This is a genomic window from Cellvibrio sp. BR, assembly GCF_000263355.1.
Taxonomy (GTDB): domain Bacteria; phylum Pseudomonadota; class Gammaproteobacteria; order Pseudomonadales; family Cellvibrionaceae; genus Cellvibrio.
The window spans coordinates 195,443-211,172 of sequence record NZ_JH668205.1 but is presented as its reverse complement, the minus strand read 5'-3'; the positions used below and the strand labels follow the sequence as shown (position 1 = coordinate 211,172).

The window sequence follows — 15,730 nt, the reverse complement described above, 5'->3', positions numbered from 1 at the left end:
TTTCGTTCCCTTTTTATCCCGAACAGCACTTTATGATAAAGTGCTGGTTTATTTATTTTGCTGTGCAGGGCAAGTGTTATGCAGGTTTTAACCGTTAATTTGGATGATCGCAGTTACCCGATTTATATTGGCGAAGCGTTATTGTCACAATCGGAATTGCTCACTAAACATATTCGTGGGCGTCAGGTTTGTGTGGTGACTAATGATCGGGTCGCGCCCCTGTATCTGGATAACCTCTGTGCGGCGCTTGCAACTTATCAGGTTAGTCAAGTGATATTGCCTGATGGTGAGAGCCATAAAACATTAGAGGTGTGGGCTGGTATTTTTGATACTTTATTGGAAGAGCGACACAATCGTACTACTACACTGATTGCATTGGGGGGTGGTGTGGTTGGTGATATGACTGGTTTTGCTGCGGCCTGTTACCAGCGCGGTGTGGATTTTATTCAGATGCCAACAACCCTATTGTCTATGGTCGATTCATCGGTTGGTGGTAAAACCGGCGTGAACCATCCGTTGGGCAAAAATATGATCGGCGCTTTTTACCAGCCGCAATGTGTGCTTGCCGATATCTCGCTGCTGTCCACGTTGCCGGCGCGCGAACTCTCGGCGGGTATCGCCGAAATTATCAAATACGGTTTAATTTCTGATTATGATTTTTTTGTGTGGCTGGAAAATAATATCGATGCGTTGATGCGCGGTGATGTGTCGGCCTTGAGTTATGCAGTACAGCGCTCGTGCGAAAATAAAGCGGCTGTTGTTGCCCAGGATGAGCGCGAAGGTGGATTGCGCGCAATTCTGAATTTGGGGCATACCTTTGGCCATGCCATTGAAACTGCTCAGGGTTATGGCAATTGGTTACACGGTGAGGCTGTCGCTGCTGGTATGGCGATGGCGGCAGATCTCTCCTGGCGACGTGGTGCAATTAGTGCTGCTGAGCTAACGCGGATTATCGATTTATTAACTCGCGCCAATCTTCCTACCAAAGCGCCGGCAGACATGAGCCCTGAACAGTTTATGGAATTGATGGGGGTGGATAAAAAAGTGTTGGATGGTCGCCTGCGTTTGGTATTACTTGAGTCAATGGGTAAAGCCATCACTACCAGTGATATAGATCTGGCGATGTTACTGCAGACTTTCGATGCCTGCAGAGCAGATTCGTAATTGGGGCAGAGAGAGAATTGATGATGACAGGAGACTCACCTTTGCGCGCCCAACCCGATAGTCGTATTCTTGATCGGCCTGCCGGTCAGCAAGGCTACTTGTTTGATTTGCCCGATACGTCGAGTGATGAGCAGTTATTGGCTGATTATCGTCAACGTTATGGTTTGTCTGAAGATCCCTTTGCACAGGATTATTCTTTTCCTCTATTCACCGGAGCGGGTCGGCGCCAATTACTTGATCAGTTGTTGCACCTCTGCCAATTTAGCAACAGTGTATTGGTGGTATCTGGTGAAGCGGGCGTGGGTAAAACCCGCACTGCACACGCGTTCATGGATTCCTTGTCAGATCAGGATCAGATCTGTTTTCTGAGTCTGCAATCAGCGCAGAATCTTGAGCAGGTATTGACCGTTATTGCTCAGACATTTGGCATTAATGCTGGTCCATTACCTTCGGTGGAAAACTTGTTGTCGGCGATTGAGGCATTTATTGCCGAAGAGGCTATGGTTGAGGAGGAAGGTTTGGCGGTAGTGGTGGTTGATAACGCTCAGCTGCTCGATGACCAGACCCTCGCCGTGCTTACGGCGCTGCTTAACAATTTCCCCCAGCAAAATCGCTTGCACCTCGCCTTATTTGCCGAACCATCATTAATGAGTCGTCTGGAACGAGCAAGCCCGGAAACTTTACTCATTAATGATTTTCACCTGCAACCATTCAGCCTTGCAGAATCGGTCGACTATCTAAATTTCCGAATGGAGATGGCGGATTATCTTGGGCCAGAAATATTTAGTGAGTCAATGGTGGACCCTTGGTGGCGCCAGGCGCAGGGACACTTGGGGGTTCTGCACGAGTGTGCGCAGGAGCGTCTGCTGGAATCAGTTACGCCAAAATTGGCATTTGATAAACGCTCTTTACCAGTTGCCCATATTATTGCGATTGCATTGTTGATTGCCGTGGTGGGGGTGGCTTTCCTTTACATGGGGGATGAGGATAAACCAGTCGTTCCTGTGGTGGTTGCGCCCGCATTGGCTCCAAGTACCAGTCAAGCTGTGAGCAGTAGTGCACTTGAGTTGACGTCAACGAACACCCCGGTACAGCCTTTGCTGCAGAGTCTGCCTCAGCCACAACAACCCAATCAAATGGCTGCCCAACAGGCTCAAGCCCAGAATGCCCAAGCACAACCGACAGGTTCGGCAACCCAGGCTAGCAATGAATTTGCGCGCGAAGAGGTTGTACCTTTGGCGCAATTACCAACCACCTCGGTGAAAAAGCCAGAGGTCACGTCCAGCGCTCCCACGGCAACCGTACCCCAACAACCTGTTGTTGAGGCAGCGACAACTGTTGTGGCGCCCGCACCGGTTAAGCCGGAACCCCAGCCTGTTGCAGTCGAGCCTGTATCCAAACCGGTGGAGAAAAAACCCCTGGCAACCACTGCAAGCCAACAAGAGCGAAATATTCTGGCGTGGGGTGCTTCCGAGTACACAGTGCAACTTTTGGGTGTGAGCAACCGTAAAGCAGCGCTGGATTATATGGCTGCCCAGCCCAATAAAACCGAGTTGTTGATGTTTAAAAGCAAACGTCAGGGCAATGATTGGTTTGTCGTGATTACGGGGCGTTTTGCCAGTTCCGCTGAGGCTCGTCAGGCGATTGGTCGTTTGCCAGCGGCACAGCGTGATGCAGGCCCATGGCCACGGGATGTAAAAACTATTCAGGCAGAAATCAAAGCCGCACTGTGATAATTATTGTGGCGACAGCATAAAAAAACGCGGCTCGTTAGCCGCGTTTTTTATCGGTTGTATGTGCTCGCGATTAATCTTCGCTTTCGATCAGTTCGCGGTACTCCGCTGCATCCATGGCTTCGTCCAGCTCTGCCAAATCATCAGGTTTTACGCGGAAAAACCAGCCGTCATCATAGGGTGAGCTATTGACGGTTTCGGGAGCATCTTGCAGCGCTTCGTTCACCGCAACAACTTCACCGGATACCAGTGAGTAGATGTCGGAGGCGGCTTTTACCGATTCCACTACGCCCGCTTCTTCACCGATGGCTACGCGCGAACCCACTTCCGGTGTTTCCACATAAACAACATCGCCCAAGGCGTCCTGAGCGTGATCGGTAATCCCGATGGTCACAGTGCCGTCTTCTTCAACACGCGCCCATTCGTGGCTGCTAAGGTATTTCAGTTCTTTGCGAATATCGCTCATGATTGTTTTCCTGTGAAAATTTTTAACGTTGTACGATCTTAGTGTCGATGCTGCTTCATTTCAAATCAGCAGCGTAAATAACGGTATTAGATGAGCGCTTTGCCGTGGCGCACAAAATTCGGGGCAACTACCTCAACGGTAACTTGCTTGCCGCGCATCTCTACCTGACAGTGACTGCCGATGCTGCGGGGTACACGCGCCAGAGCAATAGAATAGCCCAAGCTGGGTGAAAATGTGCCGCTGGTGATTACGCCTTTTTCCTCGCAGCCCTCTATGCTGACCACTTGCTCGGCGCGCAATACACCGCGTTCGCGCAGTACCAATCCCACCAGTCTGTGGCTGTTACCTGCTGCTTTTTGGGCCTCCAATATCGGGCGGCCAATAAAGTTGCGTTCCAGTGGTTGCCAGGCGATGGTCCAGCCCATATTGGCGGCTAATGGTGATACGGTCTCATCCATTTCGTGACCATAGAGATTCATCCCTGCTTCAAGGCGCAAGGTGTCGCGTGCGCCTAAACCGCAAGGAGCGATACCTGCATCCGCCAATGCCTGCCAAAAAGCGGGAGCCTGTTCATTGGGTAGCATAATTTCCAGACCGTCTTCACCGGTATAACCTGTACGGCCAATAAACCAGCCGCCAGCAGGTAATCCCTGGAATACTTTCAGATCGGCAATAATCGCGGCACGCTCGGCAGTGACTACTGATGACGCAATACGAATGGCGTTCGGGCCCTGCACGGCAATCATCGCCAGTTCCGGGCGTTCGGTAAGAGTGACGGTAAAATCGGCGGCGATTTTGTTCATCCACGCCAAGTCTTTTTCGCGGGTGCTGCAGTTCACTACCACACGATACCAATCGCCCAGGTTGTACACGATCAGGTCATCAATCACACCACCCTCGTGGTTGAGCATGCCGCTGTAGAGAGCTTTACCCAGGTTGCCATCGAGCTTGGCGACATCATTGGCGAGCAAATATTGCAGATAGGCTTTGGCTTGGCTGCCGGTGACATCCACTACCGTCATGTGTGACACATCAAACATGCCCGCGGTCTGACGCACCTTGTGGTGCTCTTCAATTTGCGAGCCGTAGTGCAGTGGCATGTCCCAGCCGCCGAAATCCACCAGTTTTCCGCCCATGGCTTGATGGGTGGCGTAGAGAGCGGTTTTATTGCCCATGGGTTTTACCTGCAGAGGAGAGGGGGGTTAGAAAGGCGCGCATTTTAGGCGCCCGCTGTCATGCTGTCCAACGACTTAATGCCGGTGCTGGTTAACGCGCCGGCATTAAGCTGAAATAAACGCGGAATTAACGGCCGTAGTAGGCGGTGAAGCTGGTTTGGTCGATGCGGTTGGCGTTGATCATATAACCGATAAGTGCGGCAGTTGCGCCTTCGGGGATCTCCAGTTTTTCGGTGCTGAGCGCATGCAACGTAAAAATGTAGCGATGGGGTTTGTCGCCCACCGGTGGGCAAGCGCCACCGAAACCAGTGCTGCCAAAATCGGTGCGTCCCTGGGCGCTGCCTGCTGGAAGGTTTTTGCCATCCACTGTACCGGCACCAGCGGCGATTTTATTGGCGCTGGCCGGAATGTTATAGACCACCCAATGCCACCAGCCTGAACCGGTTGGTGCGTCGGGGTCATAAACGGTGAGTGCATAGCTTTTGGTGCCTTGCGGTGCATTGGTCCATAACAGTTCGGGCGAAATATTGTTGCCGGTACAGCCAAAACCATTAAATACCTGATCGGTGGTGAGTGTTGTGCCGGGTTTGATGCTGGGGCTGGAGAGTGCAAAATCCGCAGCCATAGCGACGTTAATAAACAGGCTGCCCACTAATCCCACTGCGGCGTTGAATAAATTTCTGTTGATCATCGGTGATCTCCTGTAAACAATTATGGTTGGCTTGGCGTGCTGGTTATAGCGGCACTGCTGCTATTACCGGATGCAGCACTGCTGTTTTGAGTGGCGCCTTCCTCTTTTTTTGGGCCATCTTCATCACTGCTGTCTTTGCGATTGCTATCCACTGTGGCTTTGAGTGAGTCAATGTCGGTCATAAATTCCGCCAAACTCACATCGCGACTGATACGCAAAGCAGGCGGATAAAGTTGACTCAGGTAAAGCGCATCGCCCAAGTGATTGCTGGCCTGATATTGCTTGGTCATAGAGATGCCCGAGCCAGCCAGCGCCAGCGCCAGCAAATAAAGTTTCAGACGTCCGGGGCGTTTGTTGCCCGCGGTGCGCATGTGGAAGTAGAGGGTTATCGCGCAGATAAAAATCAGCGGGTGCACTGTGAAATGTGCCAAGGTCTCCCAGCTAAAGGCATAGGCGAGCATGCTGCTCAGGTAGTCCCACAGTTCCAGCCCTGCAAGCCCCAAACTCACAATAAACAAGTGGCGACCAAAGCGCGCTTGACCGTTGAGAAGTTTGCTAAAGATGGCCCAGATGCCGCTCCAGCCCAGCGCAAAACCGATCACGCTGACCAGTTCGAGCAGGTATTTGCTGAGTGTGCCCTGATTCAAATCGCTCAGCCAGGTGGTCAGCAGGCCGGTTGCCACGAGCAATACCAAACCGGCAAGCGCTGGTAACAAACCTTCCCAGCGGTGATTGGTAAAGTCGGTTTGCTCGGCCGCGACCTGGTAATCCGGCGTGCGAATGCGCAGACGAGTATGGCCCAAGCGGTACACCGCATCCCCATCTACTACAAAAAAGCGTTCGCGATGATTGGCGCGGGTAATGCCGTTAAAACTGTCCAGATCATTGATGATCAGTTCATCTAATTGATTGAGTTCAATCTGGGCGTGATGCGCTGCGGTGTGCGGGTCATCGAGAATAATATCGTTGTCATAGGCGCGGCCTATGCGAATGGGTAATTGGGTCAATTTGTGGCGATGAAGCACCTCGCCATCCGCGGTCAGCTGCTCAACAAACAAAAGGCGGTTCATTGCGACACCTCCGTTTTGTCATTCGGTGTAATCGTGGTGGTGGCGTCCGGTTCTGAGCGGCGGCGATCAATGCCCTGAATAAATTGTTCGATCAAACGCGTGCCATTGGCATAGGACACGCCTTGGATATTGATCAGGCTTTGCAGGCTCATTTGGCTATCGTCAGTACTGGCGGTAATCAGGGTAAAGTCATAGAGGTCTTTGAATTTGTGATAGGCCTCGGTGCACACCAAGGCGCGCAGCGAAATAGCGTTGTGGGTCACAAAACTCTCGGTGCAGGCGGCGGGGGTAATGGTGTCACTTTTGGCGGTGCTATAGACCTGATCGGCGAACATTTGGCTGGCCAATTGGGAAAATTGCAGGCTGTTGAGTTTGCGATTACGCGCATATTGGTGACGCATGGTCACATGGCCGGTCTGCAAATCACCGGAGACAAAAATGGCCGATTCCATGGAGCAGTTGATACTTGCAACGGTATAGGCTTTTTTGGCTGAGCTGTCGGAGTTGCCCCAGCAGCGCACTTGATCGGATTCGCGCACCGGTACCGAATAGGGCCCGAGTTGTTTGATGCTGAAAGGTTTGTCGAGCAGGGTATCTACCATTGCTGACTGATGCTGTAATAACTGCTCACCAATGATGGGTTTGAAATCGGTGGGCGCTGTCATCTCACTGGTGACGCGCGCCAGTAATTGCTGCACGTAGATTGCGGGCACCAAAAAACTCACCAATTCACCATCGCGGCGATGAGCGACGTTTACTCCCGCCACCTGACCGTCGGCGGTCACATTGGGGCCGCCACTCATGCCCGGGTTAACCGGGCCGGTAAACATCAGCTGATCGGAAAACCCGCGCGCGCTGATGCCGTTGTAAGTACCTTCAGAAATGGTAAAACCCAAGTCCAGCGGGTTGCCGAGGGAGTAAAGTTTTTCACCCTGGCTCAAGCGCTCAAGCGGCGGCTGTTGGCTGTCGCCCGCTGCGTGGGGAACGTTAAAAAAACCAGTACCGTTACGGGCAATGCGCACTATCGCCAAATCATGCAGTACATCCACCGCCAGCAATTCAATGGCACCACTTTTTCCCTGGGTGTCTTTGTATTCGCCAAAGTAGGTATCTGGTTCCAGCGCGATTTGCGAGATGACATGAAAGTTGGTTACCACCAAATTAGAGGTGCCAATCAAAAAGCCCGATCCCACGGAGGATTGGCTATTGCCGTTCTTCAGTAAAACGCGCAGTTGCAACAGATCCTGCTGCGCCGCGGCATACAGTTGCTGCGCAGTTGATGAAGGTTGTGCCGGAGTGGAAGCTGTTGTGGCAGGGGCTGCGGCACTGGTGGGCGGGTTGAGCTGCGCCAACCCGGGAATACTAAGGCAGCTCGCCAATGAGAGCGCGCAGGCCAGCAGGCGGTGCGAAGTAGTCATGAATGTCCTTAGGTTATCGGCTGGTGATAATGCACTCACCGAGGGCATTAGGTGAAAATGAAGCTATGACGAATAGTAGCGACAATCTATCAACCCCGGTAGGTGTATAGCGCAGGATTTATCCCTGCTTTACGTATTCGCGGTGATTTACGTAACCCCGCGCTGCAGGGTTCATCGGTTTAGTGATCGGGCGTGCGCGCCAGCGCCCAGACATCCACCCGCGCCGCGCCCGCTTTGATCAGCAGCTCGCTTAAACAGCGCGCCGTTGCCGTGGTGGTCACCACGTCATCGATCAGCGCCACATGTGCACCTTTTAACAGCGGTCGATATTTGGGGGTGATCTCAAAGGCGCGGCGTAAATTGCCCTGCCGCTCGCGTCGGCTAAGACCTTTTTGCGAGTGGCCGTGTTGTCGGCGCTGTAATGCATTCACCACTGGCAGTTTTAATCCGTGAGCGACAGGGTAGGCCAGTAGTTCACTTTGATTAAATCCGCGCTGCCAGCGCTTGCGCCAGTGCATGGGTACCGGCACCACAAAATCCGGTCGTGTTGCTTGCTGGCAGTGTTGCAGCAAGAGTTGGGCGAGTTGTTTGCCGCTACTCAGCTGGCGCCGGTATTTGAATTGATGGATCAAAAAGTCGAGTGGATGGCTGTATTCGTAAGGAATACAGCATTGGCTAAACGCCGGTGGTTGGCGCACGCAGTGACCGCACAAGGGCGCATCGCTAGCCAGTGGAATACTGCACTGTGCGCAGCGCCAGCGGTGTTGATCCAAGCGTGGTAGTGACCGCTCACATTCGCCGCAGAGGCTGCGGCTATTGGTTTGGCCGCAGAGCAGGCACGGCTGGGGCAATAATCGTTGGAGGCCATTTTTAAGCAAGTGCCACATACAGGGTCCTTGTATTGGGGGCGAGTCGAGCGCCCGAGCGGCTCATTGTCGATAGTGGTTTAGCCTTTGTCAAAAGTGATTAGTCAACCAAAAAAGTTTTTTTGGTTGACAGCTTTTACCTCTCCGCTAAGATGCGTTATCTGTTTCCTGAACCTATGGACGCCCTCTTATGAACGCCAGCTTTGCCCCCACCATTCGCCACGACTGGACACGCGCCGAAATTCTCGCCCTGTTTGAACTGCCCTTTAGCGACCTGATGTTTCAGGCGCAAAGTGTACATCGCGCCTACTTCAACCCCAATGAGGTGCAAGTCAGTACGCTCTGTTCGATCAAAACCGGCGCCTGCCCCGAAGATTGCGCCTACTGCCCGCAATCGGCCCGTTACGACACCGGCCTTGAGCGCGAAAAATTGATGGCAGTGGAAAAGGTTATCGAAGAAGCCAAGGCCGCCAAAGCTTCCGGCGCAACCCGTTTCTGCATGGGCGCGGCCTGGCGCTCGCCCAAGAACAAAGACATGCCCTACGTGACCACTATGGTCAAAGGCGTTAAAGAACTGGGTCTGGAAACTTGCATGACCTTGGGTATGCTCGATCAGGATCAGGCGCAGGAACTGGCCGATGCTGGTCTTGACTACTACAACCACAACCTCGATACCTCGCCTGAATACTACGGCGAAATTATCACCACTCGCACCTATCAAGACCGCTTGGAAACCCTCGCCAATGTGCGCAAGGCGGGCATGAAAGTCTGCTGTGGCGGTATTGTCGGTATGGGCGAAGAGGAAAGCGACCGCGCAGGCTTGTTGCAACAGCTGGCGAATATGGCCGATCACCCTGAATCTGTGCCCATCAATATGCTGGTAAAAGTAGGCGGCACCCCGCTGGAAAACGAAGCCGATCTCGACCCGCTCGATTTCATTCGCACCATCGCCGTCGCGCGTATTCTTATGCCGCAATCCCATGTGCGCCTGTCCGCCGGTCGCGAACAAATGAACGAGCAGACGCAGGCCATGGCATTCCTTGCTGGCGCCAACTCGATTTTCTACGGCGAAAAATTACTGACTACACCCAACCCCGAAGCCAACAAAGACATGCAGCTGTTTAAAAAGCTCGGCATCAAACCCGAAGCTTACGAAGTGCATGAAGATGAAAGTGAACAGGAAGCGGCGATAGTGCATCAGTTGCAAGAAGCCGCACTCGATTCGATGTTTTACAACGCCGCAAAATAGTTCGCATTTTGTCTTCTCTCAATGGCGGCTTGCTGCGCTAAGCCGCCCTACATGTACTGCATTCATGCCTTCTCATCTCGATCAAACTCTCGCCCCCGCCCTTGCCGAACGCCGCGCGGCGCATTTGTATCGCACGCGCAAATTATTGCAGTCACCGCAAACGCCACAAGTGGTTGTTGATGGCAAAAGTTACCTCGCGTTTTGCAGTAACGATTATTTAGGGCTGGCCAATCACCCGGAAGTAGTTTCTGCACTGCAAAAATCAGCCGCAAAATTTGGCGTGGGCAGCGGTGCATCGCATCTGGTGGCGGGACATTCGAGTGAGCATCACGCGCTGGAAGAAGAATTGGCGGCATTTACCGGCCGTGAACGCGCACTGTTATTTTCCACCGGCTACATGGCCAATATGGGCGCTATTACCGCGTTGGTCGGGCAGGGCGATGCCGTATTTGAGGATCGCTTAAATCACGCCAGTTTATTGGATGCGGGTTTATTAAGCGGTGCGCGCTTCCAGCGCTTTTTGCACAATGATCTGCAAAATTTGCAAAATCGTTTGGATAAAACTGATGTGCAACGAAAATTAATTGTGGTCGACGGCGTATTCAGTATGGATGGCGACTGCGCGCCGCTGCCTGAACTTGCCGCCCTCGCACAAAAAAATAATGCCTGGTTGATGGTGGATGATGCGCACGGTTTTGGTTGCCTGGGAAAAACCGGTGCGGGCAGCTGTGAACATTTTGGTTTAACCCAAAATGATGCGCCGATTTTAATGGGTACACTCGGCAAAGCGGCGGGCAGTTTTGGCGCTTTTATCGCAGGCAGCGAAACGCTAGTTGAAAGCCTGATCCAATTTGCGCGCCCCTATATTTACACCACGGCTATGCCGCCAGCAGTTGCGGCCGCCACCCGGGCGAGTTTGCGTTTAATTCAAACCGAGCATTGGCGCCGTGAGCAGCTTAATAAATTAATTGCGCATTTCCGTGCGGGCGTGCAAGCGCTGAATTTGCAATTAATGGATTCATTCTCGCCCATTCAGCCAATTGTTATCGGTGATGAAGCGAATGCGTTATTGATATCGCAAAAACTCGCGGAGCGCGGCATTTTAATTATTGCGATTCGCCCGCCGACAGTGGCTGTTGGTAGCTCGCGCTTGCGTATTACTTTTTCGGCGGAGCACAGTATTGCGCAGGTGGATCAACTATTAACAGCGCTGGCAGAAATCATGCGGGGAATTGGGGGCGAGGCGGCGCATGAGTAATCTGGTATTAATTCACGGCTGGGGTTGCGACAGCCGCACCTGGCAGCCGCTATTGCCCGCACTGCAAAATATCGCCACTGTTACCTTGATTGATTTGCCCGGTTTCGGCGCAAGTCCGGTATTGCCGGAATTTTCGTTGGATGCAGTGCTCGATAAAATTGCTGCACAACTACCACAAAATTCAGTTGTTATGGGTTGGTCGTTGGGCGGAATGCTTGCGGTGCAATTGGCGGTGCGTTACCCGCAAAAAATAAGCGGCGTTATTTCGCTCGCGGCCAATCTTAAATTTGTTGCAGCTACTGATTATTCATCCGCTATGCCGCTTGCTATAAACCGCAATTTTAATAACAGCTTTGCGCAAGACCCGCAGGCCAGCTTAAAAGTATTTGGCGGTTTGTTAGCCCAGGGTGATGAACAGGAGCGCGCATTACTCAAACAATTGCGCCGCACTGAAACCGGCGAAATAAATCCGAATTGGCTACAAGCGCTGGAGCTATTAGCGCAGCTGGATAATCGCGCTGCATTTGCGCAATTGACCGTGCCGGGTTTGCATCTGCTCGCCGAAAACGATGCGTTAGTTCCAGTGTCTGCCGCAAAAACGATGGTGGAATTGAATTCGCAGCAGCAGATTGTGGTGCTAGAAAATACCGCCCACGCACTGCATTGGAGTCGCCCGCAAGCGGTGATTGATGCGGTGACTGATTTTTTATCGCCGCAATTTTCGCAAGTAAAAACACCGACGCTGTTAGATAAAAAAAAGATCGCCCAATCCTTTGGTCGCGCCGCTGCAACTTATGATTCAGTCGCGCAATTACAGCGCGATGTGGGCGCTGAACTTTTTCTACAGTTGCCAGAGAATTTACCTGCTAATGCCCGCATTCTGGATGTGGGTTCCGGTACTGGTTTTTTTACCGCCCAGCTCGCCCAGTGCTACCCACAGGCGCAAGTGATTGGTTTGGATCTGGCGGAGGGCATGTTGCACTTTGCGCGCAATACTCTGCCCGATGCAATTCACTGGCTGTGTGGCGATGCGGAAAATTTGCCACTGGCCAATAACAGTGTTGATGTCATTTTTTCCAGCCTGGCGATCCAGTGGTGCAATAATCTGTCGCAGTTAATGGCGGAATTGCAGCGGGTATTAAAGCCGGGTGGTCGCGTCCATATCGCTACACTTGGTCCCGCTACGCTGCATGAATTAAAAGCAGCTTGGCAAACAGTGGATAATTATGTGCACGTTAATCGCTTTCAGCCGGTTGGTGAATTAACCGCGGCGCTAGCGCAGGGCGGCTTGCAATTGGAACAGTTGCAGGCACAAGAGCGGGTGCTTTATTTTGCGCGCGTGGCGGATTTAACCCGCGAGCTAAAAGCGCTCGGCGCGCACAATATTAATAGCGGTAAACCAGAAGGGCTTACCAGTCGTGCGCGCTTATTGGCTTTTAAAAATGCTTACGAACAGTTTCGTACTGCGCAGGGTTTGCCTGCCAGTTACGATGTTATTTATTTATCCGCTATCCAATCGAGCGCAGACAAATCCCATGGCTAAAAAAGCATTTTTTATCGCCGGTACTGATACCAATGTGGGTAAAACATTGGTCGCGGCTGGTTTATTAGTTGCGGCAAAAAATCTCGGGCTGACCACTGCCGCGTTAAAACCGGTTGCGGCGGGCTGTGAAAAAACTGACAGTGGTTTGCGCAATGCGGATGCACTTTTACTGCAATCCGTTATCACCGAGACCATGGTCTACGAACAAATTAATCCGATTGCATTGGAAGCCGCTATAGCGCCCCATATTGCTGCGCAACAGGAAAAGCGTGTGCTCTCGGCGGATCGTTTGGCGGGCTTTTGTCGTGGTAGTTTAAATCAGGCTAATGTCACGCTTATTGAGGGTGCAGGCGGCTGGCGTGTACCCTTAAATCCAAGCGAAACCATGGCTGACCTTGCGCGCATTTTGCGTCTGCCGGTTATTCTGGTGGTGGGTGTGCGTTTGGGCTGTATCAATCACGCGTTGCTCACCGTGGAGGCGATTCGCAACGACGGTTTAACCCTCGCCGGTTGGGTCGCCAATTGTGTGGATGCGGATATGCCGGTGCTACAGGAGAATATCCAGAGTTTGGCAGCACGCATTCCTGCGCCTTGTTTGGGAGTGGTGCCCTGGTTGGATGCTGCTCAGCCCGACGCCGTGGCGGCGGCACTGCACGCTGAATCTGTCGCGCATTTATTTAGCAATTAATTGTCGCTCAAACGCTAACTGGATAATGATGAGCCACTCAGTGCGAATGTTGTTTTGTTTATTGTTGCTGCCGGTTTTATCGGCCTGCAGCAGTATGCCCAACAAACAAAAAATTCCTATCGCCAATACTGAGCACACACTCTATTTTATTTATCGCGAATGGCACACCAGCATTATGCTGGATGCCGCCACCGTTTCCCGTTACAGCCAACATTTGCAGGCGGAGGCCGCCGGCCAGCAGTTTGTGCGCATCGGCTGGGGCGATGGCGATTATTTCACCGGCAAAAGTAAATCCTTCGGTGCGGCGACCAAGGCGCTGCTGGCTTCGGATTATTCCGCGCTGCAGGTGCTGACCTATGCGCAATCGCCCTTTGGGCAAATTCCAACTGATACCCGCGTAGCCATCGCCATTAGTGATAAAGGGATGCGCCGGTTGATTCGCTACCTCGATAAGTCCTTTGCGCTGGATGCCTCCGGCAACATAATTTCCTTGCCTTCCTATGCAACAGATACGGGCCATTTTTATCAGTCCAGCGGCGATTACGGCCTGTTTAGCAACTGCAATACCTGGAGTGGTCGCGCACTACAAGCGGCAAAATTGCCGGTGCGCAGCGGCTTGCAGCTCACCGCGCAAAGTGTGTTTGAGCAGGCTCGTTTTATCTCCAACTATCAGCAATCACTCGGTTTGATTGAGCAGGGTTCTTTGGCAACCGCAGAATAATTGACGGTTATATTGTTTCGTTTTTTACATCCAACTCATCTTAAAAATGCCAATTCAGGCGGCAATTCTGGCTGTTTTTTATTCGTTCTTGGCGTAGACTTACCTTCAATAGTGGGGAAGATGCGTCCAAGGCGGCTTCCTTGTCATCCATTATTTAAGAGGGTAAGCGGATGGACGTAGGTTCTGTAGTCAACCAAGGGTTGATTGGCATGCAAAAAAGCCAGTCATCCATGTTGCAGTCGGCGCAGCAGATTGCGCAGGCGGGTACTACCCAGCGTGCGGATGTCCCCGCCGCTAACTCCCAGTCGCAAGACCTCGCGTCGTCACTGGTGAATCTCAAAGTGCAAAGTCAGGTATTTGATAGCTCGGCCAAAGTGGTTAAGGCGGCTGATGAAATGATTGGCACATTGCTGGATGTGAGGGCCTAGTGCTGAAGGCTTGTGCCGGAAAGATGCTGAGTGAGGTGATCTGAGTGATCAGTAGTATTCCTTCTAGCTTCGCCAATACCATAGCGCCCTTTGCGCCGGTGGGGCGCGCACCTGTTAGTCAGGAAAGTACAGATCTTAAATCGTCCAGTTTCCGCCCGGCAGAGCAGCTGGCAGAGTCGGGGCGTACTCTCAATCGTCGCTTTCCCGATGAGCGCCCTAACGATGATGTCGAGCGCGACCGCGTTGAACGCGGTGCTCAGGAAGCACAATCAAGAAACGCCAGTAGCGATGAACAGTTAAAAGCTGAGCGTGAACAGATTCAGGAATTGGCCGCGCGTGACCGCGAAGTTCGCGCTCATGAGCAGGCTCATGCATCGGTGGCCGGTCAATATGCGCGCGGTACCAGTTATACCTATCAGCGCGGCCCCGATGGCGTAAGTTATGCCATCGGCGGTGAAGTGCAAATTGATACCAGTCCTATTCCCGGCGATCCTGAAGCGACACTGCGCAAAGCACAGCAAATTCGCCGTGCTGCCAATGCGCCGGCTGAGCCTTCCTCACAGGACGCACGCGTCGCCGCACAAGCTGCACAAATGGAGCAGCAGGCTCGTGTCGAATTGCGCCAGCAGCAGGCGATTGAATCCGAGCAGCAAACTGCGGAAGCGCGGGGTGATACCCAAGCAGCTGCTTCGGTCGATGAATCCAGTCAAGCGGATGCCCAGCAGACTGAGGCTCAGCGCGCCGAAGCAGAAAAAGAAGCCGAGGCCAGAAAAGAGCGTTTGGCCGAAGAAGAGCAGCGCCTACAGGCTGACCAGCAGCGCTTTGAGGCTGAACAGCGTCAGTTGGATCAGCGCCAGGCGCGCGCGGAGTTATTTAACGAAACTGCCCGGCGCAATATCGATATCAACCGCCGCCTGTTAGAAATTGGTGTGTTTGAGGCTGGCCCTACCGTGGGAAGTTTGTTAAATAAAACTGTGTAACGCGTCTTTGTTAGCTTTTTAAACAGATCGCACAACAAAGCGGCGCATAAGGGTTTTATTTAGATTTAGCTATAATATCTCTTGACCGCACATGGGTGTCTCCCTATAATTCGCGGCCTCACTTGAGCAGTTAGCAATTGTGAGTTTCAGTCGCGGGGTGGAGCAGCTTGGTAGCTCGTCGGGCTCATAACCCGAAGGTCGTAGGTTCAAATCCTGCCCCCGCAACCAAAATTCTTTGCTTCTTGTTAGATTGTTTGACAAGAAACAGGTTGAGATAAGG

15 protein-coding genes and 1 tRNA gene are annotated in these 15,730 nt (G+C 52.5%); 10 read left to right on the top strand and 6 right to left on the bottom strand.

Annotated features, from left to right (window positions below; translation table 11 throughout):
* Positions 1 to 78: 78 nt before the first annotated feature.
* Together aroB and O59_RS18020 are read left to right on the top strand one after the other, a co-directional pair.
* Positions 79 to 1,164, top strand: a complete 1,086-nt coding sequence (gene aroB, locus O59_RS18025) for a 3-dehydroquinate synthase (RefSeq protein WP_007645258.1) — start codon at positions 79 to 81, stop codon at positions 1,162 to 1,164.
* A gap of 20 nt (positions 1,165 to 1,184) precedes the next feature.
* Positions 1,185 to 2,897, top strand: a complete 1,713-nt coding sequence (locus O59_RS18020; protein ID WP_007645257.1) for an AAA family ATPase — start codon at positions 1,185 to 1,187, stop codon at positions 2,895 to 2,897.
* 73 nt (positions 2,898 to 2,970) lie between these two features.
* On the opposite strand, the gene gcvH is transcribed toward O59_RS18020, so the two are convergent.
* The 6 genes from gcvH to O59_RS17990 form a co-directional block, all read right to left on the bottom strand.
* On the bottom strand, positions 2,971 to 3,363 hold the full coding sequence (gene gcvH / locus O59_RS18015) for a glycine cleavage system protein GcvH (RefSeq protein ID WP_007645254.1): 393 nt from the start codon (positions 3,361 to 3,363) through the stop codon (positions 2,971 to 2,973).
* Positions 3,364 to 3,449: 86 nt separating this feature from the next.
* Positions 3,450 to 4,538 carry a glycine cleavage system aminomethyltransferase GcvT gene (gene gcvT, locus O59_RS18010; protein WP_007645252.1) on the bottom strand — a complete coding sequence of 363 codons (1,089 nt, stop codon included), beginning with the start codon at positions 4,536 to 4,538 and terminating at the stop codon, positions 3,450 to 3,452.
* 127 nt (positions 4,539 to 4,665) lie between these two features.
* The gene (locus tag O59_RS18005; RefSeq protein WP_007645250.1) at positions 4,666 to 5,229 is read right to left on the bottom strand and encodes a YbhB/YbcL family Raf kinase inhibitor-like protein; all 564 of its coding nucleotides are present in this window, start codon (positions 5,227 to 5,229) and stop codon (positions 4,666 to 4,668) included.
* Positions 5,230 to 5,249: 20 nt separating this feature from the next.
* A complete protein-coding gene (locus O59_RS18000; protein ID WP_007645248.1) occupies positions 5,250 to 6,299 on the bottom strand; it encodes an FHA domain-containing protein in 1,050 nt (349 codons plus the stop codon).
* Positions 6,296 to 7,717, bottom strand: a complete 1,422-nt coding sequence (locus O59_RS17995) for a S1C family serine protease (protein WP_157152631.1) — start codon at positions 7,715 to 7,717, stop codon at positions 6,296 to 6,298. Before O59_RS17995 ends, O59_RS18000 begins: the two co-directional genes overlap by 4 nt.
* Positions 7,718 to 7,896: 179 nt before the next feature.
* Positions 7,897 to 8,604: a ComF family protein gene (locus O59_RS17990; protein WP_081489736.1), complete on the bottom strand. Its 708-nt coding sequence runs from the start codon at positions 8,602 to 8,604 to the stop codon at positions 7,897 to 7,899.
* A gap of 169 nt (positions 8,605 to 8,773) precedes the next feature.
* On the opposite strand from O59_RS17990, the gene bioB reads away from it, so the two are divergent.
* The 8 genes from bioB to O59_RS17950 all read left to right on the top strand — a co-directional run bounded on the left by bioB (position 8,774) and on the right by O59_RS17950 (position 15,678).
* Positions 8,774 to 9,832, top strand: coding sequence for a biotin synthase BioB (gene bioB, locus O59_RS17985; RefSeq protein WP_007645237.1), 1,059 nt, complete (start codon positions 8,774 to 8,776; stop codon positions 9,830 to 9,832).
* A gap of 64 nt (positions 9,833 to 9,896) precedes the next feature.
* Positions 9,897 to 11,090: an 8-amino-7-oxononanoate synthase gene (bioF, locus tag O59_RS17980; protein WP_007645234.1), complete on the top strand. Its 1,194-nt coding sequence runs from the start codon at positions 9,897 to 9,899 to the stop codon at positions 11,088 to 11,090.
* Positions 11,083 to 12,633 (top strand): malonyl-ACP O-methyltransferase BioC, encoded by a 1,551-nt coding sequence (bioC, locus tag O59_RS21535; RefSeq protein ID WP_007645233.1) that lies wholly within the window; start codon positions 11,083 to 11,085, stop codon positions 12,631 to 12,633. The genes bioF and bioC overlap by 8 nt, the downstream gene beginning before the upstream one ends.
* Positions 12,626 to 13,321: a dethiobiotin synthase gene (gene bioD, locus O59_RS17970; RefSeq protein WP_007645231.1), complete on the top strand. Its 696-nt coding sequence runs from the start codon at positions 12,626 to 12,628 to the stop codon at positions 13,319 to 13,321. The genes bioC and bioD overlap by 8 nt, the downstream gene beginning before the upstream one ends.
* Positions 13,322 to 13,367: 46 nt before the next feature.
* The gene (locus tag O59_RS17965) at positions 13,368 to 14,042 is read left to right on the top strand and encodes a DUF2459 domain-containing protein (protein ID WP_050977113.1); all 675 of its coding nucleotides are present in this window, start codon (positions 13,368 to 13,370) and stop codon (positions 14,040 to 14,042) included.
* 170 nt (positions 14,043 to 14,212) lie between these two features.
* Entirely contained in the window at positions 14,213 to 14,470 is a 258-nt protein-coding gene (locus O59_RS17960) for a hypothetical protein (RefSeq protein WP_007645225.1), read from the top strand.
* Between the two features lie 44 nt (positions 14,471 to 14,514).
* On the top strand, positions 14,515 to 15,450 hold the full coding sequence (locus O59_RS17955) for a putative metalloprotease CJM1_0395 family protein (RefSeq protein WP_007645223.1): 936 nt from the start codon (positions 14,515 to 14,517) through the stop codon (positions 15,448 to 15,450).
* A gap of 151 nt (positions 15,451 to 15,601) precedes the next feature.
* A tRNA-Met gene (locus O59_RS17950) sits at positions 15,602 to 15,678 on the top strand.
* Positions 15,679 to 15,730: the final 52 nt, after the last annotated feature.

What these genes read in the sequence shown, in the direction of transcription:
- O59_RS18000 (WP_007645248.1), bottom strand. Translation starts at nt 6,299, where the DNA reads ATGAACCGCCTTTTGTTTGTTGAGCAGCTGACCGCGGATGGCGAGGTG.
- aroB (WP_007645258.1), top strand. Translation starts at nt 79, where the DNA reads ATGCAGGTTTTAACCGTTAATTTGGATGATCGCAGTTACCCGATTTAT.
- O59_RS17995 (WP_157152631.1), bottom strand. Translation starts at nt 7,717, where the DNA reads ATGACTACTTCGCACCGCCTGCTGGCCTGCGCGCTCTCATTGGCGAGC.
- gcvT (WP_007645252.1), bottom strand. Translation starts at nt 4,538, where the DNA reads ATGGGCAATAAAACCGCTCTCTACGCCACCCATCAAGCCATGGGCGGA.
- bioB (WP_007645237.1), top strand. Translation starts at nt 8,774, where the DNA reads ATGAACGCCAGCTTTGCCCCCACCATTCGCCACGACTGGACACGCGCC.
- O59_RS18020 (WP_007645257.1), top strand. Translation starts at nt 1,185, where the DNA reads ATGATGACAGGAGACTCACCTTTGCGCGCCCAACCCGATAGTCGTATT.
- O59_RS17960 (WP_007645225.1), top strand. Translation starts at nt 14,213, where the DNA reads ATGGACGTAGGTTCTGTAGTCAACCAAGGGTTGATTGGCATGCAAAAA.
- bioD (WP_007645231.1), top strand. Translation starts at nt 12,626, where the DNA reads ATGGCTAAAAAAGCATTTTTTATCGCCGGTACTGATACCAATGTGGGT.
- O59_RS17990 (WP_081489736.1), bottom strand. Translation starts at nt 8,604, where the DNA reads ATGTGGCACTTGCTTAAAAATGGCCTCCAACGATTATTGCCCCAGCCG.
- bioC (WP_007645233.1), top strand. Translation starts at nt 11,083, where the DNA reads ATGAGTAATCTGGTATTAATTCACGGCTGGGGTTGCGACAGCCGCACC.
- gcvH (WP_007645254.1), bottom strand. Translation starts at nt 3,363, where the DNA reads ATGAGCGATATTCGCAAAGAACTGAAATACCTTAGCAGCCACGAATGG.
- bioF (WP_007645234.1), top strand. Translation starts at nt 9,897, where the DNA reads ATGCCTTCTCATCTCGATCAAACTCTCGCCCCCGCCCTTGCCGAACGC.
- O59_RS17965 (WP_050977113.1), top strand. Translation starts at nt 13,368, where the DNA reads ATGTTGTTTTGTTTATTGTTGCTGCCGGTTTTATCGGCCTGCAGCAGT.
- O59_RS18005 (WP_007645250.1), bottom strand. Translation starts at nt 5,229, where the DNA reads ATGATCAACAGAAATTTATTCAACGCCGCAGTGGGATTAGTGGGCAGC.